This is a genomic window from Murinocardiopsis flavida (assembly GCF_003014485.1).
GTDB lineage: Bacteria > Actinomycetota > Actinomycetes > Streptosporangiales > Streptosporangiaceae > Murinocardiopsis > Murinocardiopsis flavida.
In genome coordinates this window covers 107,006-131,470 of sequence record NZ_PYGA01000013.1, presented here as the reverse complement: position 1 = coordinate 131,470, position 24,465 = coordinate 107,006, and the positions used below count along the sequence as shown (strand labels likewise).

The window sequence follows — 24,465 nt, the reverse complement described above, 5'->3', positions numbered from 1 at the left end:
GGCCGCATTTCCTACTGAGCGCCACTCCCCTGCCTCGGCCGCGTCCCGCGGCCCCGCATCCCACGTATGTCCTCCGGCACGGCACCGCGCCCGCCGCCCGACCCGCACGGAGCACTCTCCCGTGAACGCACCCGCACCTCCCGCGCCGCCCGCAGCGCCCACCGCACCTGCCCGGCTGCTGTTCCACAACGCCCTGTCCACCCCGCCGCCGAAGCCCGCGGCGCTGGAGCCGGTTCGGTGGCTGCCGCTCGCGATCGCGGTGGCCGGGCTCGCCGCGCTGGCCGGCTACGTCGCCGTCGCCCATGGCGCCCAACCGGCCGTGCTGCTGCTCCTCGGGGGCGGACTGGGTCTCGCGCTGTTCCACTCCCGGTTCGGCTTCACCTCGGCCTGGCGCCAGCTCGTCGCCGTCGGCAACGGCACGGGGCTGCGCGCGCACGCCCTCCTCCTCGGGGCGACCGCAACCCTGTTCGCGCTGATCATCGGCACCGGAACGGGCCTGTTCGGTTCGGCGCCCGCGCCATCGGGCGGGCCGCTCGGGGTCGCCCTGCTCCTCGGCGCGTTCCTGTTCGGTATCGGCATGCAGCTCGGCGGGGCCTGCGCGTCCGGCACGCTGTTCGCCGTCGGCTCCGGGCAGTCCACCATCGTGCTGACGCTCGGCGGGTTCATCGTCGGGTCGGTGCTGTACAGCGCGGCCTGGCCGCTGGTGAACGACCTCCCCCAACTCGAACCCGTTGTGCTCGCCGACTCGGTGGGCTGGTTCGGGTCCTGGGCCATCACCATCGCGGCGCTCGGCGTCCTCGTCGTCGGCAGCCGCCTCTACCAGAACCGGCGCACACCGCCGCCGGTCGGCGCCGTCCCCAGCGCCGCAGGCGTCGCACGGATCCTGCGCGGCAGCTGGCCGATGCTGGTGGGCGCCCTGGTCCTCGCGGCCCTCGGCGCCGCCGTCCTCGTGGTCTCCGGTGGGGCGTGGGGGGTCACCAGCGCGTTCAACCTGTGGGGGGCGAAGGCGCTGCAACTCGCCGGGGCGCACCCCGAGACGTGGGCGTTCTGGCAGCAGCCCGAGCAGGCCGCGCAGCTGAGCGGTCCCGTCCTCACCGACAAGACCAGCCTGACCAACATCGGCATCATGATCGGCGCGGCGATCGCCGCTGCCGCCGCCGGTGCCTGGAAGCTGCACACGGGGCTGCGCTGGAACGTCGCCGCCGCGGCGATCGCCGGCGGCATCCTGATGGGGATCGGCGCGCGCCTGGCCGGGGGCTGCAACATCGGCGCCTACCTGGCCGGGATCGCGTCGGGCAGCCTGCACGGCTGGCTTTGGGCCGTCGTCGCCATCGCCGGGACCTGGGTCGGGCTCAAGGCCCGGGGCGTGTTCGGCCTCGCGAACCCCAAGCCGAGCGACAGCGTCTGCTAGACACGGGCAGGCCGGTCGAAGTCGCGTGGAGGACCGGAAAGGGCTCCTGCGGATCGTCTGTGCCATCGGGCTCATCGCCTCGATCGTTGTGTTCGTCCCGCTGTCCCTGCTCGCGCTGTTCGCAGGTGGGCCGGCATCGCTCGCCGAGAACCCCATCGGCGTCATCGGCAACGTGGTGGGCGCGCTGCTGTTGTTCGCATGGGCGCTGAGCATCCCCGTGCACATCCTCGGATGGTTCGTGGTGTTCGGCGAGTACGCCACCGACGGCAGCGACAAACGGCGCCGCACAGGTGGGTGAAGCTCCGCCTCACCTGCCTCCTTCTGGCCTATCGTCGCCCCCTGCTGGTCACCGCCTGGGCCCTGGCACTGACCTGAGACCGATGGCACGGCGGCCGTGAACCGGGGCATCGGTCGTGTTCCGACCCGACGGCGGGTGCACCGGTGATCGGGACGGGAAAACCCACTGTGAGAGCGCGCCGCGGAAACTATTGACGCCGGTGCCGGGCTGGACGTAGGAAAGCGGTATAGACCAGATACCGCGTCCCCCGGAGGTCGGGTTCCATGCTCCTGAGCCGCCGAGTCCCCGCGGTGCTGGCCGTGGTCGCGGCCGTACTGCTCGCCACGGCGTGCTTTCCCGGGGCCGGAGGCAACAGCAAGGACGGCAAGATCACCTTCTGGACCGTCCTGGTGCTGCCGGAGCAGATCAAGCACACCCAGTCGGTCCTCGACGACTTCACGGCCGAGACCGGTGTCGAGACGGAGGTCGTCGCCATCGACCCCGGCGACCTCAACACCGCGGTCACCAACGCCGCCGCTGCGGGCGACCTGCCCGACATCCTGTTCCACACCGTCGACCTCACCCAGGGCTGGGCGGGCGACGGCATCCTCGACGTCAAGGCGGCCGACGCCGTGGTCGAGTCCCTCGGACGCGACACCTTCAACCCCGCAGCCCTCGAACTGGTCGACATGGGCGGCCGCTCCTCGGCGGTGCCCACCGACGGCTGGGGCGAGGTGGTCTTCTACCGCAAGGACCTGTTCGAGCAGGCCGGGCTGGAGCCGCCCGCCACCTTCGACGCCATCGACAAGGCCGCTCGCACCCTCCACGACAAGGACACCGCCGGGCTGCTCGCCGGCACCTCCACCAGCACCCCCTACACGCAGCAGTCCTTCGAGTACCTCGCGCTCGCCAACGGCTGCAACCTGATCGACGACGACGGCGAGATCGCGTTCGACACCCCTCAGTGCGTCGAGGTCATCGAGCGCTACACCGAGTGGATGACGGAGTTCTCCGCCGGCGGCGCGCAGGACGAGCTGACCACCCGGGCCGTGTACCTCTCCGGCGGCGCGGCGATGATGCTGTGGTCGACGCACCTGTACGACGAACTGAACGGGCTGTCCACGGAGATCTCGCCGTCCTGCCCCAAGTGCAAGGACGACCCCCGCTGGCTGGCGAAGAACACCGGCTACGTCCAGCGCATCAGCGGCCCCGACGGCGAGCCCGTCCAGTTCGGCCAGACCCTGAACCTCGGCATCAGTGCGCGCACCGACACCGGCCCGGCCAAGGAGCTCGCCGAGTACCTGCTGACCGACGGCTACACCGGGCTGCTCGGCATCGCACCCGAGGGCCAGTTCCCCATGCGCCCCGGCGAGGCCGACGACCCCGAGGTCTACATCGACTCCTGGAAGGACCTGGAGGTCGGCGACAAGGGCACCCCGCAGCCCATGGTCGACCTCGTCGGCGAGGACGGCGTCGACTCGGTGGCCGACGGCGCGGCGAGCTTCCGGCGCTGGGGGGTCTCCGACGGTCGGGGCGAACTCGTCCAGGCGCTCTACGGCGAGTTCGTCGTCCCCAAGGCGCTCCAGCAGGTCATGGAGGGCACCCGGTCACCGAAGGAGGCCGCCGAGCAGGTCCAGCAGCGCGCGGAGGAACTCGACCTCGACTAGCAGAACGCTAGGGCAACCACTCGTCACGCGGCGAGGCGCCGGCGCCTCGCCGCCCGACAGACGCGAAAGGGTCGTCTTGGACGCCAAGAAAGGCATCGCGGCGCTCACCCGCCCGACCGGGTACGCCGAGCGGCGCGCGCGCTTCGCCCTCGTCCTGGTCTCCCCGACGTTCCTGGTGATCGCGCTGGTCGTCGTGGTCCCGTTCTTCTGGACGCTGTTCCTCGCCGTCACCGAGATCCGCCTCATCGACCTGCCCTACGCCAACCTGTTCAACGCCACGTACACGCTGGGCAACTTCGCCGACGTCCTCAGCTCCTCGACCTTCTGGGAGAGCGTCGGGGCGACCATCGCCTACACGTTCCTGGGGACGGTCGGCTCCATCGCGCTGGGACTCGCCGCCGCGCTGGCGCTGCGGCGGGCGTTCTTCGGCCGTGCGCTGCTGCGCAGCCTGGTGCTGGTACCGTTCGCGGTACCCGTCGTGGCGGCGGCCCTGCTCTGGCAGACCATGCTCGACCCCCAGTTCGGCCTGGTGAACGCCATCGGCCTGCGCTGGCTGGGCTGGTCGGAGCCCATCATGTTCCTCAGCCAGCGCACGGCCCACCCGGAGCTGCTCGGTGTGGCGGTGCCCGTGCCGGTCGCGCTGCTCACGGTCGTCGCGTTCGAGGTCTGGCGGTCGTTCGCGTTCGCGTTCCTGTTCCTGCTGGCGCGCCTCCAGTCCATCGGCGGCGACCTGGTCGAGGCGGCGCGCATCGACGGCGCAGCGCCGACCCAGGTGTTCCGGCACATCGTGTGGCCGCAGCTCTGGGGCGTCATCAGCCTGCTGCTGATGCTCCGCGCGATCTTCGTCTTCCAGAACTTCACCGACGTCTACCTGCTCACCGGTGGCGCCGGCGGCACCCAGGTGATGGCCGTCCAGGTGTACGAGTACCTCACCGCCCGCAACGACCTGGGCGGCGCCTCGGCGCTGGGGCTGGTCATGTCCGCCACGATGGGCGTGCTGCTGGTCGCCTACGTCTGGCGGTCGCAGCCGCGGAAGGGGGTCCGGGCGTGAGCGCGCGGCAGAACCCGGCACGGCGGGCCTGGACCCGCGACCGGATCGAGACCCTGGTCTTCGGCGTCCTCGCCTGGGTGATGCGGCTGTTCCTGCTGGTCATCACGGTCGTGCCGCTGGTGTACATGGTGGCGCTGTCGATGCGGCCGCTGGAGTCGCTGCTCGCCAACCCGCTGCGGGTGTTCCCGACACTGGGCGAGATCACCTTCGCCAGCTACCAGCGCGCGCTGGCGTCCATGGACACCGGCGGCTACGACATCGGCGGGTTCCTGCTGAACAGCCTGTACGTCGCGGTGGGGACCATCGTGCTGGCGCTGCTGTTCTCCGTCCTGGGCGGCTACGCGGTGAGCCGGTTCGACTTCCCCGGCAAACGGCTGCTCGGCATGCTGTTCCTGTCGGTGTACCTGTTCCCCGCGGTGGTCATCGCGATCCCGCTGTTCGTCATCTTCACCGGCATGGGCCTGCGCGGGTCGCTGGCCGCGCTGGTCGTCATCTACCTGGCGCAGACCGTCCCGGTGGCGCTGTTCATGCTGCGCAACTTCTTCGAGAACCTGCCCGAGGGCATCGAGGAGGCGGCGGCGCTCGACGGCGCGGGCGGCCTGCGCACCCTGTGGCACATCGTGCTGCCGCTGGCCCTGCCCGCGTTGGCGGCGACCGGCCTGTTCGTGTTCATCGTGGCGTGGAACGAGTTCCTGTTCGCGCTGCTGTTCCTGCTGGAGTCGCGGGACAGCTGGACGGTGTCCATCGGCATCGCGCTGCTCGACAACCAGGACGTCTCCCCCACCGTGCTGCTCGCGTCCTCGGTGATCATGACCCTGCCGATCGTGCTGGTGTTCCTCTTCGCGCAACGCGTGTTCGCCGAAGGGCTGTCCGCGGGAGCGACGAAGGAGTAGCGCAGATGCCCCACGGGATCGCCGGCCTGCTGCGGCGGGTGCTCGGCGCGCGCGCCGCCGAGTTCACCACCGCCCCGCTGCCGGCCCCGGAGTCCGGCGACGTGTTCGAGGTCGCGGCCGAGGGCGGCCGGGTGGAGCTGCGCGGGTCCTCGCCGGTGGCGCAGGCGTGCGCGCTGCGCTGGTACCTGACCCGGGTGTGCGGGACCGACCTGTCCTGGGACACCGCCGTTGTCGAGCCGCCCGACCGGCTGCCGTCGACCGCCCCGGTGCGGCGCGGCACCGGTTTCGCGCACCGCACCCACTTCAACTACTGCACGTTCAGCTACACCACCGCGTTCTGGGACTGGCGGCGCTGGGAGCGCCAGATCGACTGGATGGCGATGCACGGCGTCACCACCCCGCTCGCCCTGACCGGCCAGGAGGCCGTGTGGCAGGCGGTGCTGCGCGGGCTCGGCATGGCCGACGACGCCACCCGCGACTTCCTCGGCGGGTCCGGGTACCTGCCGTTCACGTGGATGGGCTGCACCGAGCACTGGGGCGGCCCGCTGCCGCAGCCGTTCATCGACGCCCGCGCGGACCTGGGCCGGCGCATCATCGAGCGGGAGCGTGAACTCGGCATGTCCCCGGTGCTCCAGGCGTTCGCCGGGCACCTGCCGGAACAACTCGGGGCGGGGCACCGGATGCGCTGGTTCGAGTTCTCCTCCACCCTGCTCGACCCGCTGTCCGCCGAGTTCCGGGCGGTGGGTGCGCGGTTCATGGCGGAGCAGACCCGCCGCTTCGGTTCGGGGAACCTCTACGCCGCCGACCCGTTCATCGAGATGGTGCCGCCCGACGGCAGCCCCGAGGCGTTGGCAGCCATCGCGCGCGCCGTCCACGAGCCCATGGTCGCCGCCGACCCCGGCGCGGTGTGGCTGCTCCAGTCGTGGCCGTTCGCCTACAAGGGCGGGTTCTGGACGGCGGAGCGCATCCGGGCGTTCCTCACGGCCGTCCCCGACGAGCACCTGCTCGTGCAGGACCTGTGGGCCGAGCAGCGCCCGCTGTGGAAGGAGACCGCCGCGTTCCACGGCAAGCCCTGGGTGTGGTGCATGCTGCACAACTTCGGCGGGCGGCCGGGGATGCACGGCAAGCCGGCGGCGGTCGCGGCCGGGCTCGCCGAGGCCGCCGGTTCGCCCGACCGGGGGCGGTTCCGGGGCGCCGGCCTCACCATGGAGGCCGAAGGCGCCGACCCCGCCGTGTACGCGCACTTCGCCGACCTGCTGTGGGAGCCCGAACCGCCCGATCTGCCGGAGTGGTTCCGGGGGTTCGCGCGGCGCCGGTACGGCCGGCCGGTCCGCGCCGCCGAGGACGCGTGGGGCCGCCTGCTGGCGACGGTCTACGCGGCGGAGCGCACCGGCAGTCCGCAGAACTCCGCGGTGGTGGCGCGGCCGCGCGTCACGGGCGACCTCAGCCCCGCCGAGCCGCCCCACCCCGGGTCGGGCCCGCCGGAATGGGAGCCCGCCGACCTGGTCGACGCCTGGCGGCTGCTGCTGGACGCCGCGCCGGAGGCGGCGGGCGCCGACCGCTACGGCCGGGACCTCGCCGACGTCACGGCGCAGGTCCTCGCGGTGCGCGCCCGCGAACTGCGGGCCGAGACGGCCGACGCGTTCCGGTCGGGCGACCCGGCCGCGACCGACAAGTCCGCCGCGGCGTTCCTCGGGCTCCTGGGCGACCTCGGCGAACTGCTCGCGACCCGGCGCGAGTTCCTGCTGGGCCCGTGGCTGGCCGACGCCCGGGCGCAGGGCACGACAGAGGCGGAGCGGCGGCTGCACGAGTGGAACGCGCGGCGGCTGATCACCGTGTGGGGCCGTGCGGGCAGCCGGCTGCACGACTACTCCGGGCGCCACTGGTCGGGCCTTGTCGAGGGCTACCACCTGCCGCGCTGGCGGCTGTGGACGCAGGCGCTCGCCGCGTCGCTGGCGCACGGCACCCCGCTCGACCCCGAGGCGTTCGACGCCGAACTCACGGCCTTCGAGGAGGGCTGGTGCCGCGGCGGCGAGCGCTACGCCACCGAGCCGCGCGGCGACACCGTCGCCGTCGCGCGGCGCCTGTTCGCCGCGTACGCCTACCGCTGACCGGCCGCGGGACCGCGTCCGGCACCGCGGCGACGTGCGGGAACGCCCGCCCCGCAGGGCTTCGCGGCGGCGACCGGCGGCCGACTCGCAGAGTGTCTCGACGCATGAGATGCTGTCCGGCGGCCGGGTCACGGTCCAATGCGTTCGACGTGGGAACCGGTCCCCGTTCGGTGCGCGGCGCACGCCGCGTACCGGCCGCCGCCCCATCGCGGTCTGCGCGCTGGGCCAGGGCGGGCGGCCCCCGTTCCGGGGGCGCCGCGCCGGCCCGTCGAAGGAACCGGATTGTTGTACGGCGCCCCCTATGCGGTGCCGTTCAACGGCATTACGCTCCGCTGGCCGGAGCGGATTCTGGAAGGAACATGAGGTGCGCCAGTGAGCGACGGACCTACTGACATCAAACGCCCCACTGGCGATTCCGAGGACACTCCGCTGAAGCGGGTGATCGGGCCGAAACTGCTGCTGCTGTTCGTCATCGGCGACATCCTCGGCACCACCGTCTACTCGCTGACCGGCGTGGTTGCGGGCAAGGTCGGCGGCGCGCTGTGGCTGCCGTTCCTGGTCGCGTTCGTCGTGGCCTTCCTGACCGCGTTCAGCTACCTGGAGCTCGTCAGCAAGTACCCGCGGGCGGCGGGCGCGGCCCTGTACGTGCACAAGGCGTTCGGCGTGCACTTCCTGACGTTCATGGTCGCGTTCGCGGTCATGTGCTCCGGGATCACCTCCGCGTCGTCGGCGGCGCAGGGGTTCAGCGGGGACTACCTCAAGGAGATCTTCGGCCCGGGGACCCCGTCGTGGGCCGTCGCGATCGGCTTCCTGCTGCTGCTCGCCGGCATCAACCTGCGCGGCGTCAGCGAGTCGGTGAAGGCCAACGTGGTCCTCACCCTGATCGAGGTGTCCGGCCTGGTCATCGTGATCGCCGCCGGGTCGTACGCGATCTTCTTCGGGTCGAGCAACCCCGACCTCGCCGCCGACCCCGGGCGGCTGCTGGAGTTCAACCCCGACACCAGCCCGTTCCTCGCCGTCACCTCGGCCACCGCGCTCGCGTTCTTCGCCATGGTCGGGTTCGAGGACTCGGTGAACATGTGCGAGGAGACCAAGGACCCGTCGCGGACGTTCCCGCGGGTCGTGCTGCTGGGCCTGACCATCACCGCGGTGATCTACGTGGTGATCGCCCTGGTCACGTCGACCCTCGTGCCCACGGACGAACTCGCGGCGTCCGACGGCCCACTGCTGCTGGTGGTGCAGGCGGCCGCGCCGTGGTTCCCGCCGATCGCGTTCTCGATCATCGCGATGTTCGCGCTGACCAACACGGCGCTGATCAACATGATGATGGCGTCGCGGCTGCTCTACGGCATGTCCAACGAGCGGATCATCCCCAGCGTGTTCGGCCGCGTCCTCGCCTTCCGCCGCACCCCGTTCGTGTCCATCCTGTTCACCAGCATCCTCGCGATCATCCTGGTGAGCTCGGTCGACATCGCGAGCCTCGGCGGCACGACCTCGCTGCTGCTGCTCATGGTGTTCGCCGTCGTCAACGTCGCGGTGCTGGTACTGCGCCGCGACCCGGTGGCGCACAGCCACTACTCGGCGCCCACGTGGGCCCCGGTCCTCGGCGTCATCACCTGCGTGTTCTTCGCAAGCCCCGTGACGGGGCGGCCGCTGATCGAGTACGGGATCGCGGGCTCGCTGCTCGCCATCGGCGTGGTGTTCTGGCTGGTCAACCACTTCACCAACCGCGCCCGCGCGGAGACCGGCAGCGCCTGACCCCCGCGTGGGGCAGCGGGGCCGGGGCGGATTCAGTCCGCCCCGGCCCTTTCGTGTGCGAGGAGCACCAGCGGCGCGGCCGCCGCCCACGCCTGCGGCGAGCAGGAGTGCGGGTAGGGGACGGGGTCGGGGTGCGCGGCCCGGTCGTGGCCGCCCAGGACCTCGGGCAGCCGGTCGCCGTTGCGGACGGCGGCGCCGACCAGTCCGCGGGCGACCCGCGCGGCCTCCGCGGCCAGCCCGTAGCGGGCGAGCCCCGCCACGATGACCGCGTTGTCGTGCGGCCAGATGCTGCCCCGGTGGTAGCTCAGCGGATGGTAGGGGCGCTGCCCCGCCGCCAGGGTGCGCACCCCCCAGCCGGAGAAGAAGTCGGGTTCCAGCAGGCGGCGGCCGACCGCCCGGCCGGCGCCGGTGTCGAGCAGCCCGGAGAACAGCAGGTGCCCGGCGTTGGACGCGAGAACGTCGACCTGGCGGCGGTCACCGTCGAGCGCGAGCGCGGGGAACCCGCCGTGGCGCTCCATGGGGAAGTCGCGGTGGACGGCGGCGCGGAGCCGCGCCGCCGCGGCGCGCAGCCGGTCGGCGTAGCCGGGATCGCCCCACACGTCGGCGGCGAGGACGGCGGTGCGGCGCAGCGCGTCGAAGGCGTAGCCCTGCGCCTCCACGACCGCGATCGGCCCTTCGGCCTGGCGCCCGTCGGCCGTGCAGACGGCGCCGTCGGAGTCCTTCCAGCACTGGTTCACCAGGCCGCCGGGGTCGGGCCGGTAGGTCAGGTAGCCGTGCTCGTCGAGCCCCCCGTCGGCGAACATCCACGCGACGGCGGCGCGGGCGGCGCCCTGGAGGGCCGCGGCGGGCGCGGTGTCCCCGGTCGCCTCGGTGTAGGCGTGCAGCAGCACCAGGAACAGCGGGGTGGAGTCGATGCTGCCGTAGTAGCGGGCGTAGGGCACCTGGCCGAAGTGCGCGAGTTCGCCGTGGCGCACCTCGTGCACGATCCGGCCGGGCTGCTCCAGCCGGGACGGGTCGTGGCGGCGGCCCTGGACCGCCGCGAGCGCCGGCAGGGTCGCCGCGGCGAGCGCCGGCCGGTAGGGCAGCGCGAACAGCGAGGTGAGCAGCGAGTCGCGGCCGAAGAGGGTGAGGAACCAGGGGACGCCCGCGCCGGGCACGGCGCGGGCCGCGCCGCCGGGGCCGGGCGCGGGCACCCGCAGCCCGGCGAGGTCGGCCAGGCCCTTCGCGCAGACCCGCGCGAGATCGGGGTCCGCGCCGGGCGGGGCGGGCGGGGGCTCGGCGAACGCCGCCGTCTCGGCGGCGGCCTCGGCGCGCACCCGCTCCACGGGGACGGGGATGGGACCGTCCGGGCCGGGCGTCCCCGCGGGCACCGGGCGGACGGTGAGGGCGAGGACCGCGGAGCCGTGCGCGGGCAGGGTCAGCGTCCAGTCCAGTTCGGCGCCGTCGGGCCCCGCCGTGACCGCGTCGGGGGCCGGGGCGGCGGCGACCTCGGTGCGCGCGAGCCAGTCGCCGCGGCGGTAGCGGAACTCCACGCCGTCCGGGCGGGTGCGCTGCCCGTGCCCGCCCTCGGGCTTGGGGTAGCGCCGCTCGTCGGCGCGCAGCTCGAACTGGTCGGCGAAGTCGGCGGCGGCGCTGTAGCGGACGCGGACCGCCAGCGGTTCGCCGCCGTGGTTGGCGATCCGCAGCTCCTCGGCGAGGCCGGGCGCGCCGAGGGCCTGCGCGCGGAACACCGCGAACGCCGGCGGCCGGTCGCGGGTCCCTTCGGGGACCAGGACGCCGGGCGCCAGCCGGGTGAGCGGGGCGCCGTCGATGCGCAGCCGCCACCGGCTCAGGTGCCGGGCGTCGCGGGCGAACAGCCCGTCGGGCGCGGTGCCCCGGGTGCCGCTGATCTCGCCGAGTCCGTCCACCGCGGCGAACACGCCCCGGTGGACGAGGACGGTCCGGTCGGTCACGCCGCCTCCCCCGCGAGCAGGTCGAGTGTCACTGCCGCCGTCCAACTGAACGCGCGGGCCCCGCGGGCCTGCCCGCTGTGCGGGTCGACGTACTCGGCGAAGCCGGTGCGGCCGGCCGCCGCCGTCATGGCGGTGCGCAGGTCGGCCGCGAGGTCGGCGGCGCCGTGCAGGACCAGGCCCCGGTGCACCAGCCAGGACATGTTGAACCAGCCGGGGCCGCGCCAGTAGCGGCACGGGTCGAAGGCGTGGCCGGTGCGGTCGTAGCTGGGCACCAGGCGCCCCTGGCCGATGCCGAACCGGGGGCCGCGCGCCGTCGCGACGAGGTCGGCGGCGACCGGCAGGCCGGGCACGATGAGGGGGACCAGCCCGGCGACGGTGTGCTCGGCGATGTGCGCGCCGGTGACGAGGTCGCGGGCGAAGAACATCCGCGCGCCGGGGTCGTACAGGGTGCCCACCAGCGCCTTGGTGAGCACGGCGGCGCGGCCGCTGTGGGCGGCCGCGTCCCCGCCGAGTTCGGCCGCGATGGCGGCGAGGGCGTGCTCGGCGGCGATGAGCAGGGCGTTCATCGAGGGGTCCTCGACGCGGAACGCGTGCGGCGCGCGGGCGTCGTCGTAGCCGTGGTCGCGGTAATCGGCGGCGAGCCGGACGTAGCGCCCGTAGTCGGCATCTGTGGGGCGGTCGGCCACGGGCGCGTGGTCGAGGTCGCGGCGGGCGAAGGAGTCGGCGGGCGCGGGGGCGACGCGGGCGAGCGCGGCGTCCCAGGCCGGGCTGTTGTCCATGCCGGACTCCCACGGGTGGACGGCTGCGGCGAGCCCGGCGCCGCCGAGGTCGCGCTCGCGGGCGAGGTAGTGGTGCCAGGCCGCGAGGCGCGGGTAGACCCGCTCCAGGAAGCCGCGCCGCCTCGACGTCTCGGGGTCGGCGCGGTGCACCTCCCACGCCGCGATGGCGTGGACGGGGGGTTGCACGATCCCCGACGTCTCCGCGTTCGCGCCGGCGCCCGCGCCGGCCGAGCGCCAGAAGTCGGGGCCGGGGAAGTAGGCGCCGCGCGGGGTGGCGGGGTCGAACACGATGTGCGGGAGCCGCCCGTCGGCCCATTGGGCGGCCGTCATGGACTCCAGTTCCCACTGGGCGCGGCGCGGCGAGAGGTGCCGCAGGCCCACGGCGATGAACGCGGAGTCCCAGCTCCACTGGTGCGGGTAGAGGCCGCGGGAGGGCACGGTGGAGCGCCCGGTCCAGTTGCCGAGGAGCACCCGGGTGGCGGCGCGGCGCAGCTCCGCCGCCGTCCCGGGGGCGGCGGCGGGGCCGGGTGCGGCCGGTGCGGGGGTCATCCGGCGACCCGGCGCAGGAACGCGGGGATGCCCGCGACCGCGGCCTCGGGGTCGCCGGTGAGGCGGCACTCCACGGCGAGGCAACCGTCGAAGCCGATGGCGTCGACCGCGCCGAGCACCGCCGGCCAGTCGATGTGCCCGGCGCCGGGCTGGAACCGGTTGGAGTCGCTGACCTGGGCGTGGCCGATCCACGGTGCGGCGTCGAGGACGGCGGCGGCGGGGTCGGCCTCCTCGATGTTCATGTGGTAGGTGTCGATGCCGATCCGCACCGCGTCGCTGCCGCATGCCCTGATCAGCTCCGCGGCCTGCGCCAACCGGTTGACCATGTGATCCTCGTAGCGGTTGAGGGGTTCGAGGAACAGCCGGACGCCTTCGCGCTCGGCGTGCGCGCCCATGTCCGCGAGCCCTTCGAGGAGCACCTCGCGGTCGCCGGCCGCGTCGCGCGGCGGGGTGAACGGGGGCAGCCGCGCGGAGAACATCCCGTAGGACGCGGGGGTCTGCGCGCCGACACCGCCGATCTCGGCGATGACGCTGAGCTGCGACTTCATCTGCTCGATGGCGTCACGGCGCAGGCCGGGGTCGAACGCGGCGAAGAAGTGCGGCATGTCGACGCACACGGTCGGCATGACGACGCCGTCGCGGCGGGCCCGGCGCAGCTCGGGCAGCCGGTCGCGGAAGGCGTGGTCGGCCTTGCCGCGCAGCTCGATGGCGTCGTATCCGGCCGCGGTGGCGAAGTCCCACTTCGCCTGGAGGGTGTCGCCGGGCAGGAGCTGTTCCTGGCACGACAGGCGGATCGGGCGGGACGGGGCTGCTGGCACGGTGATCAGAACTCCAGGACGATCTGAAGGGCGTCGGCGGGCCGCTCGTCGAGGAGCGTGTACGCCTCGGCGGCGGCGTCGACGGGGACGCGGTGGCTGATGAGCGAGCCGACGTCGACCCGGTCGGCGGCGACCAGGTCGAGGAAGGTGCGCTGGAGGCGGTCGGGGCTCCATCGGCCGGCGAGCCGGGGCGGCACCCCGCCGATCTGGGAGCTCACCAGCTCGACCCGGTTGTGGTGGAACTCCTCGCCGAGGCGCAGGCCGTCGCCGCCGCCCTGATAGAAGCCCGAGGCGACGACGCGCCCGCCGGGGCCGACCGAGCGCAGCGCCTCGTGCAGCGCGGGGTAGGCGCCGCTGATCTCGATGGCGGTGTCGGCGCCCGCGCCGTCCCCCAGTTCGCGGATGCGCTCGGCGGCGCTGCCGGTACGGGCGTTGAAGGCGTGTTCGGCGCCGAAGCCGCGGGCGCGCTCGAGGCGGGCGTCGATGGCGTCGACGGCGGCGACATGGCCGCCGTTGAGGGCGGCGAGGCGGGTGGTGACCAGCCCGATGACGCCCTGGCCGAAGACCGCGACGAGCTCACCGAGGTGGATGTCGGCTGCGAGCACGGCGTTGAGCGCGATGGCGCCGACGCGGGCGAAGGAGCCCGCGAGTCCGTCGACCCCCGCGGGCAGCCGGTGTCCGATCATGCGCTCCGCGGGGACGACGCCTTCGCTGCGGTGCCCCCAGATGCCCCAGACCTCGTCGCCGACTGCCGGGACGCCCGGCGCGCCGGCGACGTCGGGCGCGACCTCGGTGACCTCGCCCGTCTCCGAGTAGCCCCACCCGGCGACTGGGTACTCGAACCCGGGTGCGCCGTCGCGGAACAGCCGCGCCGCCGGGTCCCAGGAGCGGGTCAGGTAGGGGTTGGTGCCGCGGTAGGCGGTGAGTTCGGTGCCCGCGGAGATCCCGGAGTAGCGGGTGCGCACCCGCAGGTGCCCGGGCGGCAGCGGAGACCGCTCGTAGGCGGCGACCGCCACTTCGCGCGGTCCGACGAACTGGACGACTCGTTCCACGGGGGCTCCCGGGTTCACACGACGGCACGGACGGCTCGCGGTATCGGGCCCGCTGGGGCCCGCCGACCTGGCGGAGCCGCCGGTTCGGACTCGCTGCGTCGAAGATATCGACCACTTTCATATTGTCAAAACACAGAAGTAATGATGTTATGCGTCTCAATACTTCAGAACCCGGGCGGTGCCCCACCGCGCCGGACACCCCGACCCCTCCCGGAGGCCGACCGGTGCGAAGCTTCCGCCGGACCAAGGCGCTCGCCGCGGCCGCCGTCGCAGCGGGCCTGGCGCTCACCTCCTGTTCCGCGCCGCAGGACGACGACGGCCGCACGATCACCGTGTGGAGCCTGGAGAACCTCACCGAACGCGTCACGGCGACGCAGCGCATCGTCGACCGGTTCACCGCCGAGACCGGCGTCGAGGTCGAACTCGTCGGCGTCGACGAGAACCAGCTCAGCCAGCTCGTCATGTCCGCGGCCGCGGCAGGGCGGCTGCCCGACGTCATCGGCGGCGTTCCGCTCGCCGCGGTCCGCCAGATGTCGTCGAACGGGCTGCTCGACGAACGCGTGCCCGACCAGGTCGTCGGCGACCTCGGCCCCGGTACGTTCACTCCCAAGGCCCTCGACCTCACCCGGCAGGGCGGCACCCGGCTCGCCGTCCCCTCCGACGCCTGGACCCAGCTCCTCGTCTACCGCACGGACCTCTTCGAGGAGGCGGGGCTGCCGGCACCCGAGACCTACGCCGACATCGAGAACGCCGCCGAGACCCTCCAGACCGGCCGGCGCAAGGGCATCTCGCTGGCGACCGACCCCAGCGACGCGTTCACCCAGCAGAGCTTCGAGTACTTCGCCCTCGCCAACGGCTGCGAACTGGTCGACGCGGGCGGCGACATCCGGCTCGACACACCCGAGTGCCGGCGCGCCTTCGCCTTCTACGGCGACCTCGCCAAGGACTACGGGCCCAGCGGCATCCAGAACGTCGACACCACCCGCGCCACCTACTTCGCCGGGCGCTCCGCGATGATCGTCTGGTCCTCCTTCATCCTGGACGAGCTCGCGGGGCTGCGCGACGACGCCCTGCCGAGCTGCCCCCAATGCGCCGACGACCCCGAATGGCTGGCGGACAACAGCGGAGTCGTCAGCGCGGTCAAGGGCCCCGACGGCGCCGCACCCGCCCAGTTCGGCGAGGTCACCTCGTGGACCGTCACCACCACCGCGCACCAGGGCAGCTCGCGCGAGTTCGTCCGCTACATGCTCGACGAGGGCTACGGCGACTGGTTCGGCATGGCCCCCGAAGGCAAGTTCCCGGTCCGCACCGGCCCGCCCGACGACCCCGACAAGTTCCAGCGGGCCTGGGACGAGGCCGACGCCGGTGTCGACACCAGGAAGCCGCTGTCCGAGGTGTTCTCCGCCGAAACCCTCGACCGGCAGCGCGAAGGCCTCCAGGAGATGCGCCGCTGGGGCATCGTCCAAGGCCAGGGCCCCCTGGTCGGCGCCACCCTGGGCGAACTCCCCGTCCCCAAGGCCGTGAGCGCCCAGGCCGGCGGCCAGCTCAGCGCGCGGGAGGCCGCCGAGCAGGCCGACGAGGACGTCACCGCCATCCAGGAGTCGCTGCGGTAGCGGCGCCCGCCGCGCCCCGCGCATGCGGCCACCGCACCGAACCGCAGCAGAACAGCACGCGAGGTAGCTCCCATGTCCCCACCCGAACACCGGACCACCCCGCCACCGGAGGGGACCGGCGCCGCACCGCGCCCCGCCCGCCGCGGCACCTCCTTCGCCGCCCGTGAGAACCGCGCCGGGCTGGCGTTCGTCTCCCCCACGCTGCTCGTGGTGCTGGTGGTCGTCGTCCTGCCCATCGCGTGGACGGTGCTGCTGGCGTTCCAGCGCTCGCGCCTCGTCGACATCCCGACCAGCGGCATCCTCGGGAACTGGACGCTGCGCAACTTCGAGCTGATCTTCTTCTCGCCGGGCTTCTGGACCTCGCTGTGGACCACCCTCGTCTACACCGCCGGGTCGACCATCGGGTCCATCGCGCTGGGCCTGGTGGCGGCGCTGGCCCTGCGGCGGCCCTTCCGCGGCCGGGGCCTGCTGCGCGGGTCGATGCTGCTGCCTTACGTGGCGCCGGTCGTCGCCGTGGCGTTCGTCTGGGAGATCATGCTCAGCCCCCAGTTCGGCGTCGTCAACGAATGGGGCACCCGCTACCTCGGCTGGGACGACCCGATCGCGTTCCTCAGCCAGCGCTCCACCGACGTGTCGGTGCTCGGCGCCACCGTGCCCGTCCCCGTGGCCCTGCTCACCGTCATCGCGTTCGAGATGTGGCGGTACTTCCCGTTCGCGTTCCTCTTCCTGCTGGCCCGGTTGCAGGCCATGCCCGGCGGGATCGAGGAGGCCGCGGCCGTGGACGGGGCGACCCCGTTGCAGAAGTTCCGCTACATCCTGCTCCCGCAGCATCATGCCCGTGATCGCGCTGCTCTCGGTGCTGCGCTTCATCATGACGTTCAACAAGTTCGACGACGTCTACCTGCTCACGGGCGGCGGCGCCGGAACCGACATGGCCGCGGTGCGGGTCTACGACTTCCTGACCGCGCGCTTCGACGTCGGCGCCGCGGCCGCCCAGGCCCTCGTCCTGGCGGTCGTGCTCACCGTCCTGCTCGGCATCTACTTCAGGTTCTTCGGCAGGAAGACGCAGGAGGAGGCGCAATGACCGCGACCCAGTTCCAGAACCGGCTGTTCGGCGCGCTGCGCTGGGTGGTGATCGCCTTCCTGGCGCTGATCACCCTCTTCCCCTTCTACTACATGCTGGTGCTGTCGGTGAAGCCCATCGAGCAGCTCCTGGTCGACCCCGGCCGCATCTGGGTGTCGGCGTCGGAGTTCACCCTCGACACCTACCGCGCGGTGCTGACCTCCACCGAGGACGGCGGGCAGGGCTTCCTGCTGCTGCTGCGCAACTCGGCCCTGGTGTCGCTGGGCACCGTTGCGCTCACCCTGCTCGCGTCGGTGCCCGGCGCCTACGCCATCAGCAGGCTGAACTTCTTCGGCGGCCGGCACGTCAGCGCCCTGTTCCTCGCCGTCTACCTGTTCCCCGCCACCCTGCTGGCGGTGCCGCTGTTCGTCATGTTCGCCAAGATCGGCCTCCAGGGCAGCCTGGTGGGGCTGGCGATCGTCTACATCGCGCAGACCGTCCCGGTGTCCATCTACATGCTGCGCAACTACTTCGCCACCATCCCCAAGAGCATCGAGGAGGCCGCGGCGCTCGACGGGTGCTCCCGGCTCGCGACGATGCGCCGGATCATCCTGCCGCTCGCCGCGCCCTCGCTGATGGCGACGGGGCTGTACGTTTTCATGATCGCCTGGAACGAGTTCCTCTTCGCGCTGCTGTTCCTCGCCGCAGAACCGGGCCTGTGGACGGTGTCGCTCGGCCTCCAGCAGCTCGCCAACGGCATCGAGGTGTCCAAGACGGTCCTCATGGCAGGGTCGGTCGTGCTGACCGTTCCTGTGGTGGTCCTGTTCTACGCGGCCGAGAGGATGCTCACCGAAGGGTTGACCAGCGGAGCGGACAAGAGCTAGCCGACAAGAGCTGAGGGTGGCGTGGCAAACGAGGTCCGGCAGCACCAGCGGGGCGCGGCGATGACGGCGGGCGGTTCGACGGGCCCCGGCCACATGCTGCGGCTCATCCGCAGCGGCGAGGCCGTGACCCGGCGCGAACTCCAGGAGGTCCTCGGCCTGTCGCGCTCCACCGTCGTCCACCGGCTCGACGTGCTGCTCGACGCGGGCTGGGTCAAGGAGTCGGGGGTGGAGTCGTCCACCGGCGGACGCCCGCCCACCCGGCTGGAATTCGACGAGGGCCACGCCGTGGTGCTCACCGCCGACCTCGACACCACCCACGCGCGCGCCGCCGTCCTGGACCTCGGCGGGCGCCCGCTCGCCGAGAGCACCGCTGCGCTGCGCGTCGCCGACGGGCCCGTCCCCGTCCTCGACCGCGTCGCCGAGTGGTTCCGCACCCTGCTGGCCGAGGCCGGGCGCGGCGCGGACGAAGTGTGCGGCATCGGGCTGTCCGTGCCCGGCCCCATCGACTTCCCCTCCGGTCGGCCCGTCCTGCCGCCGATCATGCCCGGGTGGGACGCGTTCCCCATCCGCGAGCACCTGCGGCAGCACTTCGACGTCGACGTCCTCGTCGACAACGACGCCAACCTCATGGCGCTCGGCGAACACGCGGCCGGTTACCCCGACTGCCCCACGTTCGCCCTGGTCAAGGTCTCCACCGGCATCGGCGCAGGCGCCATCGTGGGCGGGTCGGTGCTGCGCGGCATCGACGGCGGCGAGGGCGACATCGGGCACATCCGCATGAACGGCGCCGACGCCGACGCGGCACTGTGCCAGTGCGGCGGGTACGGCTGCCTCGCGGCGCTCGCCAGCGGCGGCGCGCTCGCCCGCGCCCTCACCGAACTCGGGGTGCCCACGGCGTCCGGGTCGGGGGTGCGCGAGCACCTGCGCGCCGGGCAGCCCGACGCGGTCCGGCTGTCCCGCGCGGCCGGCCAGCGGGTCGGCGAAGTCCTCACCACCGTGGTGTCGCTGCTCAACCCGGGTGTGCTGATGATCGCCGGCGACCTCGCCGAACCCAACTTCGTCACCGGGATGCGCGAGGTGCTCTACAAGCGGGCGCTGCCCCGCATCACCCGGCACCTGGACGTGGTCACGGGGCTCCTCGGGGAGCACGCCGGGCTGCGCGGCGCGGGGCACCTCGTCGTCGACCACCTGTACGCGCCCGCGCAGGCGGACGCCCGATTGCGGAAGGGGGCCGGGGCATGACCGCACCGGTCGGAGTCGGACTGATCGGAGCGGGCCCCTGGGCCGCCGCCATGCACGCCCCCGTGCTCGCCGCGGGGCCCGAGACCGCACTGACCGCGGTGTGGGCCCGCCGGCCCGATGCCGCGCACGCGCTGGCGGCGCGGCACGGCGCCACTGCGGCGGGCAGCGTCGCGGAACTGTTCGACCGGTGCGAAGCCGTCGCGTTCGCGGTCCCGCCCGACGTGCAGGCCGAACTCGCGCCCCTGGCGGCACGGGCCGGAAAGGCGCTGCTGCTGGAGAAGCCGCTCGCGCTCACCCTCGACGGGGCACGCCGCGTCGCCGGGGCCGTCGCCGACGCCGGGGTGGTGTCCCAGCTCGTGCTCACCAAGCGGTACCACCCCGCGACGCGCGCCTTCCTCGCCGCCGCGCGGCGGCAGCCGGTGGCCGGTGCGCGGTCGTGCTACCTGCACGGCGCGTTCCTCGGCGGGGAACTGGCGACGCAGTGGCGCGTGGAGCACGGCGCGCTGCTCGACCTGGGCCCGCACCTGCTCGACCTGCTCGACGCGGCGGTCGGGCCCATCGTGGCGGTGCGGTCCACCGGCGACGCACGCCGATGGATCGAACTCACCTGCGAGCACGACAACGGGGCCGTCAGCCAGGCGTCGCTGTCGGGTGCGGTGCGGCTGCCGCGTGCGCGGACCCGGATCGAGCTGTTCGGCCCCGAGGAGGAGCTCGTCTTCGACAGCGCCGGAATCGACCACGACGAGTGCCGCCCCGTCCTGCGGCGGGAGTTCGCCGCCGCCGTCCGCTCAGGCCACTCCCCCGAGCTGGACGCCCAACGCGGCCTGCGCCTCCAAGAGCTGATCGCCATGGCGCAGGAAGACTGACCCCGCCCGGCCCCGCACCGTACGGCAGCGGGCCTGTGCCTGAGGTCTGGTGCCCCAAACCAGACCGTGATGCTTCGCGCCGCTCCGATGCCGTTGACCGTGAGAGCGGGTATCGGCCTTGGCCTCGGCTTCATGCCGGGGGTTGGTGCCGAGAGCGCCCTTCCCAACAGCGAACCTGGGCAAGGCTGCCGGAAAGCCTGCGCACGCCCCTACTGCGCCGCTTCGCGATTGTCGCGCAGCGGGGGCCCGCGACGGCCGAAGCAGACCTCGGGATTGGGCGACCAGGCCCCGCCACGCACTGATCGCACGGCGGCTGTGCTGCGGTGATGGCCAGGGCTGGGCGCTTGGGCGTGGCTGCGGTGGATTCCGTGCGGCACCAGGTCCTGCGAGCAATGTGCAGGATGTGTATCGGCCGTCGCTGCTGCGCAGGCTTTCCGGCAGCCTGGGCACCGTCCCCCGGAGTCAAGGACGCCCTCGCCCCCGGGCGCCTTCCTCCTCGGACGGCCTCGACCCCGGACGGACTCGACCCCGGACGGCCTCATTCTCGGACGGACTCGACTCCGGATGCCTGCGTCCGCTCCGCGTAGTGCCGCGCAGCGGCAGGCCATCTGCCACCCAGGTTGCCGGATCGCCAGGTCGGTGAGCACGCCTTCGTTCCCATCAAGTCAACGGCACTGCGCGCCGCGCGGAGCGGCAGCCTTCGACCTGCGTGGGGACGGCGGGTGGCCATGGAATGTGCCGCCCCCTTGGGTCGATGGCGGCGCGGCGCGCGCGGTGCGTCAGGCTGCCCCCGCCACGTGGGGGCGCAGGGTGTCGGCGAGGCGTTCGATGTCGACGGGTTCGCTCCAGACGTGGGTGGCGACGCGCAGGCCGGTGGTGCCGTCCGGCAGCGGGCCGAGCCACGCGTGCAGTCCGGCGTCCGCGAGGACCGCCGCGACCTCCGGCACCGGCAGGCCGGGGACGGAGAAGCCGCGCAGCCGGGGCGCGCGCAGGCCCGCCTCGCTCGTGGGGCGCAGGCCCGCCTCGGAAAGGAGCACGTCGGCTGTGTCCGCGACACCGACGGCCGCCTTGAGCAGCCCGGCGTCCTCCCACTCCTGCCAGGTCCGCCAGGCCGACGCGACCAGCAGGCGCGGCACGGGGTCGAACGAGCCGGGCATCGCGAAGCGCTCCTCGAGCGCGGCTGCGTCGTGGGTGTGGCTCACGACCGGCGGCACGATCCGGTGCGCGTACTCCTCCCTGACCGCGAGGAACCCGGCGCCACGCGGGATCGGCAGCCACTTGTGCAGGGTGCCGAAGACGGCGTCGGCGCCGAGCCCGTCGATGTCCAGGTCGACGTGGCCGGGACCGTGGGCGGCGTCGACCACCAGGGATCCGCCGAGCCCGCGCAGCCAGGTGCGGAACTCCGCCAGCGGGGGCGCGGCGCCCGGTGCGGACGCGACCAGGCTCACCACGCCCACGACGTTGTGGGCCGCGGCGACCGGCGTCTCCTGGGCCGCCGCTGCCAGCGCGTGCCGCCACCCCTCCGCCGTCCAGGGAAGCGGGAGGTCGACCAGCACGACGCGCGCACGCGCGCGCTCGGCCGCCTGCCGCCACGCGCGGACGACCGGCGGGTACTCGGCCGAGCCGAGGACGACGGCGTCGCCCTCCTCCAGCGGCCAGCCCGCCGCCACAGCGGAGGCGCCCTCGCTGGTGTTGGAGGTGAACGCGAACGCCATGTCGCCTGCGCCGAGGCGGCGGGCGGTCTCCTCGATACCGGGCCGGGCCTCCGCCAGGAACGCCCGGCCCAGGCCGCGCGCGATGTCGCGCTCGATCGCGCGCCGGTACCGGTCGGCCTCGTCGAGCAACTCCCGCGTCGGCACCCCGAACGAGGCGTGGTTGAGGACGGTGAGGCCGGGGTCGAAGCCGAATTCGGCCGCCATGTCAGTGCGCACGACCGCATCCTCGCACCGGGGACCGCGCCCCGCACCGACCGGGGCCGACCAGTGCCGACCGGGACCGCCATCGGTACTGCGAACAGGGTCGGCGGCGACCGGCCTTGGGATCCCTGAGGGGGCGGGGAATGCGGGCGCTTCCCATGCGGCCCGGCACCGCCGGGGCCTGGGTCGGCGGCGACCGGTCCCAGAGGGCTCCTCCCTGAGGGGGCGGGGAATGCGGGCGCCTCCCATGCGGCCAGGCACCGCCGGGGGCGGTGACCGGGCTGGGGAGTCCTTCGGGCACCTGCGTAGGGGCGGGGGATGCGGACCCTTCTCGCGGGGTCCTGTTTCGCCGGATACCGGGAACCCGCGTTTCCGATATTGCGCAATTGAATTCTTTGATTAACGCGGCTATTCCCGATCCGCGTTTATCGCCCACCCGGGAACCGGACCTTGACAAACAACGTCGTCGCAGGTCAGTCAAACATGAACGTTGTATTCATGTTTGCTTTCCGCGGGCGATCCGGGTAAAAATGGATTCTCCGCGAAATCAACCCCCGATCAGGGGCTTTTCGCCATGCCCGGATACTCCGCCTACCCCCGAGGAGGGGCGATGATCCATGCCCGGAAACTGTCCAGGAACTTCACCGTCAAGAAGGAGACCATCGAGGCCGTGCGCGGGGTCGACATCGACGTCCCCGCCGGGCAGTTGATCGCGTTTCTCGGCCCCAACGGCGCCGGGAAATCCACCACGCTGCGGATGCTCACCACCCTGCTGCCGCCTACCGCGGGCACGGCGACCGTCGCGGGGGCCGACATCGCGACCGACCCGGCGGGGGTGCGCGCCCGCATCGGCTACGTCGGCCAGAAGAACAGCGCCGGAGAGGACTACCGGGTCCGCGACGAACTCGTCGCCCAGGGCCGCAGCTACGGGTTCACCTGGGCCGGTGCGCGCCGCCGGGCCGACGAGGTCCTCGACCGGCTGGAACTCGCCCCGTTCGCCAAGCGCAAGCCCGGGACGCTGTCCGGCGGGCAGCGGCGCCGCCTGGACATCGCGATGGGCCTCGTCCACCGGCCCGACCTGCTGTTCCTGGACGAGCCGTCGACCGGGCTCGACCCGCAGAGCCGCGCCGACATCTGGGCGCACATCCTGCGGCTGCGCGGCGAATACGGCATGACCCTCTTCCTCACGACGCACTACCTGGAGGAGGCCGACCGCATGGCCGAGCGGGTCGTGGTCATCGACCACGGGCAGATCATCGCCGACGGCACCGCGGAGCAGCTCAAGCAGGACCTCGCGGGCGACCACATCACGGTCACCACCCACGACGAGGCGGACGCTGCGACCGCCGCTGAGGTCGCCGCGCGCTTCGCCCGCCCCGACGCGGTCTCCCGCGACGGCACCGCGGTCCGCGCGCGGGTGCCGCACGCCACCGCCGCGCTCCCCGAGTACCTGCGGGCCCTGGACGAGGCGGGCGTGAAGGCCGCCACCGCCGACACCGAGCGGCCCACCCTCGACGACGTGTTCCTCGCGCTCACCGGCCGCAGCCTGCGCGAGAACGACACCGAGACCCCGGCGGCATGACCTCCGCCCCCGGTCGGCCCCGATCCGCATCCGAAGGAATCAGCACATGAGCATGAAGTTCGTCAACGACACCGGCACGGTGTTCGTCCGCGAGTTCACCCCCGCGCTCCGCGAACCGCTGGGCCTCCTCATCACCATGGGCCAACCCCTCCTATTCCTGCTCCTGTTCGGGTCGCAGCTCGACGGCGCGGTCGCGTTCGGCGGCGGGGTCTCGCCCTGGCAGTGGTTCGTCCCCGGCATCCTGGTGATGATGTGCCTCTTCGGTCCCATGGGGGCCGGGTACAACCTGCTCATCGACATGATGGGCGGGGCGATGGAGCGGATGCTCGTCACCCCGATGAACCGGGCGGCGATGCTGATCGGGCGGACCTTGAAGGAGTCCGTCATCCTGCTCGTCCAGGCCGCGCTGATCATCGCGATCGCCATGCCCATGGGCTTCCGCCTCTACCCGGTCGGTGTCGTCGCCGGGCTGGTGCTGCTGGTGGTGTTCGGCGTCGGGCTGGGCGCGCTCTCCTTCGTCCTGGCGATCAAGGCGCAGCCCAGCGGGAGCCTGTTCTGGATCGTCACCCAGGTCCTGATGTTCCCGCTGCTGCTCCTGTCGGGTGTGCTGCTGCCCATGGACGCGGCCCCGGCGTGGCTGCGCGCGGCCTCCGTCGTGAACCCCGTGACCCACATCGTGGACGCGGAACGGGCGCTGTTCGCCGGTGACATCGCGGACGTGTCGGTGCTGTATGGGCTGGTCTCCGCGACCGCCATCGCAGTGGTCGGCCTGGTGTGGGGCACCCGGCTCATGCGCCGCGGCATCTGACGGCCGCCGCGCGCCCGGACCGGACCCCGGTCCGGGCGCGCCCCTGTCGGACACAGCGGTGCCGGTGCCCTGCTGCCGGCGGTCGCGAGCGCCACGAGCGCCACGGTCGCCGGGACGGTCTTCGTCGACGCTGTTCTCCCGCACCCCGGCCGGGGCCGGTTCGCCACGGTCCG

18 protein-coding genes are annotated in these 24,465 nt (G+C 73.1%); 13 read left to right on the top strand and 5 right to left on the bottom strand.

Features of this window, described 5'->3' with window-relative positions:
* Positions 1–121 precede the first annotated feature (121 nt).
* The 7 genes from CLV63_RS18565 (at position 122) to CLV63_RS18535 (ending at position 9,168) form a co-directional block, all read left to right on the top strand.
* Positions 122–1,411 carry a YeeE/YedE family protein gene (locus CLV63_RS18565; RefSeq protein WP_106584405.1) on the top strand — a complete coding sequence of 430 codons (1,290 nt, stop codon included), beginning with the start codon at positions 122–124 and terminating at the stop codon, positions 1,409–1,411.
* A gap of 25 nt (positions 1,412–1,436) precedes the next feature.
* Positions 1,437–1,709 (top strand): hypothetical protein, encoded by a 273-nt coding sequence (locus CLV63_RS18560; protein ID WP_106584404.1) that lies wholly within the window; start codon positions 1,437–1,439, stop codon positions 1,707–1,709.
* A 263-nt stretch (positions 1,710–1,972) separates the two neighbouring features.
* Positions 1,973–3,355, top strand: coding sequence for an ABC transporter substrate-binding protein (locus CLV63_RS18555; protein WP_106584403.1), 1,383 nt, complete (start codon positions 1,973–1,975; stop codon positions 3,353–3,355).
* Positions 3,356–3,431: 76 nt separating this feature from the next.
* A complete protein-coding gene (locus tag CLV63_RS18550; RefSeq protein WP_211301367.1) occupies positions 3,432–4,406 on the top strand; it encodes a carbohydrate ABC transporter permease in 975 nt (324 codons plus the stop codon).
* Positions 4,403–5,299, top strand: a complete 897-nt coding sequence (locus CLV63_RS18545) for a carbohydrate ABC transporter permease (protein ID WP_245928896.1) — start codon at positions 4,403–4,405, stop codon at positions 5,297–5,299. Before CLV63_RS18550 ends, CLV63_RS18545 begins: the two co-directional genes overlap by 4 nt.
* A gap of 5 nt (positions 5,300–5,304) precedes the next feature.
* Positions 5,305–7,410: an alpha-N-acetylglucosaminidase gene (locus CLV63_RS18540; RefSeq protein ID WP_106584402.1), complete on the top strand. Its 2,106-nt coding sequence runs from the start codon at positions 5,305–5,307 to the stop codon at positions 7,408–7,410.
* A gap of 372 nt (positions 7,411–7,782) precedes the next feature.
* Entirely contained in the window at positions 7,783–9,168 is a 1,386-nt protein-coding gene (locus CLV63_RS18535) for an APC family permease (RefSeq protein WP_245928895.1), read from the top strand.
* 32 nt (positions 9,169–9,200) lie between these two features.
* Here CLV63_RS18535 and CLV63_RS33640 read toward each other — a convergent pair whose 3' ends face one another.
* The 4 genes from CLV63_RS33640 to CLV63_RS18520 are packed head-to-tail and all read right to left on the bottom strand — an operon-like array spanning position 9,201 to position 14,318.
* Positions 9,201–11,120, bottom strand: a complete 1,920-nt coding sequence (locus tag CLV63_RS33640; protein WP_170134266.1) for an amylo-alpha-1,6-glucosidase — start codon at positions 11,118–11,120, stop codon at positions 9,201–9,203.
* A complete protein-coding gene (locus CLV63_RS33635; protein WP_170134265.1) occupies positions 11,117–12,448 on the bottom strand; it encodes an MGH1-like glycoside hydrolase domain-containing protein in 1,332 nt (443 codons plus the stop codon). Before CLV63_RS33635 ends, CLV63_RS33640 begins: the two co-directional genes overlap by 4 nt.
* The gene (locus CLV63_RS18525; protein WP_245928894.1) at positions 12,445–13,266 is read right to left on the bottom strand and encodes a sugar phosphate isomerase/epimerase family protein; all 822 of its coding nucleotides are present in this window, start codon (positions 13,264–13,266) and stop codon (positions 12,445–12,447) included. The genes CLV63_RS33635 and CLV63_RS18525 overlap by 4 nt, the downstream gene beginning before the upstream one ends.
* A 5-nt stretch (positions 13,267–13,271) precedes the next feature.
* A complete protein-coding gene (locus tag CLV63_RS18520) occupies positions 13,272–14,318 on the bottom strand; it encodes a zinc-dependent alcohol dehydrogenase (protein WP_106584401.1) in 1,047 nt (348 codons plus the stop codon).
* A gap of 224 nt (positions 14,319–14,542) precedes the next feature.
* On the opposite strand from CLV63_RS18520, the gene CLV63_RS18515 reads away from it, so the two are divergent.
* The 4 genes from CLV63_RS18515 (at position 14,543) to CLV63_RS18495 (ending at position 19,986) form a co-directional block, all read left to right on the top strand.
* Positions 14,543–15,931: an ABC transporter substrate-binding protein gene (locus tag CLV63_RS18515; RefSeq protein ID WP_245928893.1), complete on the top strand. Its 1,389-nt coding sequence runs from the start codon at positions 14,543–14,545 to the stop codon at positions 15,929–15,931.
* 72 nt (positions 15,932–16,003) lie between these two features.
* On the top strand, positions 16,004–17,878 hold the full coding sequence (locus tag CLV63_RS34090; protein WP_211301366.1) for an ABC transporter permease: 1,875 nt from the start codon (positions 16,004–16,006) through the stop codon (positions 17,876–17,878).
* Between the two features lie 21 nt (positions 17,879–17,899).
* Positions 17,900–19,120 carry an ROK family transcriptional regulator gene (locus CLV63_RS18500; protein ID WP_211301365.1) on the top strand — a complete coding sequence of 407 codons (1,221 nt, stop codon included), beginning with the start codon at positions 17,900–17,902 and terminating at the stop codon, positions 19,118–19,120.
* A complete protein-coding gene (locus CLV63_RS18495) occupies positions 19,117–19,986 on the top strand; it encodes a Gfo/Idh/MocA family protein (protein WP_106584398.1) in 870 nt (289 codons plus the stop codon). The genes CLV63_RS18500 and CLV63_RS18495 overlap by 4 nt, the downstream gene beginning before the upstream one ends.
* A 779-nt stretch (positions 19,987–20,765) precedes the next feature.
* On the opposite strand, the gene CLV63_RS18490 is transcribed toward CLV63_RS18495, so the two are convergent.
* Positions 20,766–21,917 (bottom strand): aminotransferase class V-fold PLP-dependent enzyme, encoded by a 1,152-nt coding sequence (locus tag CLV63_RS18490; protein ID WP_170134264.1) that lies wholly within the window; start codon positions 21,915–21,917, stop codon positions 20,766–20,768.
* Between the two features lie 595 nt (positions 21,918–22,512).
* On the opposite strand from CLV63_RS18490, the gene CLV63_RS18485 reads away from it, so the two are divergent.
* Positions 22,513–23,484, top strand: a complete 972-nt coding sequence (locus tag CLV63_RS18485) for an ATP-binding cassette domain-containing protein (protein WP_106584396.1) — start codon at positions 22,513–22,515, stop codon at positions 23,482–23,484.
* A gap of 46 nt (positions 23,485–23,530) precedes the next feature.
* On the top strand, positions 23,531–24,292 hold the full coding sequence (locus CLV63_RS18480; RefSeq protein ID WP_211301364.1) for an ABC transporter permease: 762 nt from the start codon (positions 23,531–23,533) through the stop codon (positions 24,290–24,292).
* Positions 24,293–24,465 lie beyond the last annotated feature (173 nt).

What these genes read in the sequence shown, in the direction of transcription:
- CLV63_RS18555 (WP_106584403.1), top strand. Translation starts at nt 1,973, where the DNA reads ATGCTCCTGAGCCGCCGAGTCCCCGCGGTGCTGGCCGTGGTCGCGGCC.
- CLV63_RS18540 (WP_106584402.1), top strand. Translation starts at nt 5,305, where the DNA reads ATGCCCCACGGGATCGCCGGCCTGCTGCGGCGGGTGCTCGGCGCGCGC.
- CLV63_RS33635 (WP_170134265.1), bottom strand. Translation starts at nt 12,448, where the DNA reads ATGACCCCCGCACCGGCCGCACCCGGCCCCGCCGCCGCCCCCGGGACG.
- CLV63_RS34090 (WP_211301366.1), top strand. Translation starts at nt 16,004, where the DNA reads ATGTCCCCACCCGAACACCGGACCACCCCGCCACCGGAGGGGACCGGC.
- CLV63_RS18495 (WP_106584398.1), top strand. Translation starts at nt 19,117, where the DNA reads ATGACCGCACCGGTCGGAGTCGGACTGATCGGAGCGGGCCCCTGGGCC.
- CLV63_RS18485 (WP_106584396.1), top strand. Translation starts at nt 22,513, where the DNA reads ATGATCCATGCCCGGAAACTGTCCAGGAACTTCACCGTCAAGAAGGAG.
- CLV63_RS18480 (WP_211301364.1), top strand. Translation starts at nt 23,531, where the DNA reads ATGAGCATGAAGTTCGTCAACGACACCGGCACGGTGTTCGTCCGCGAG.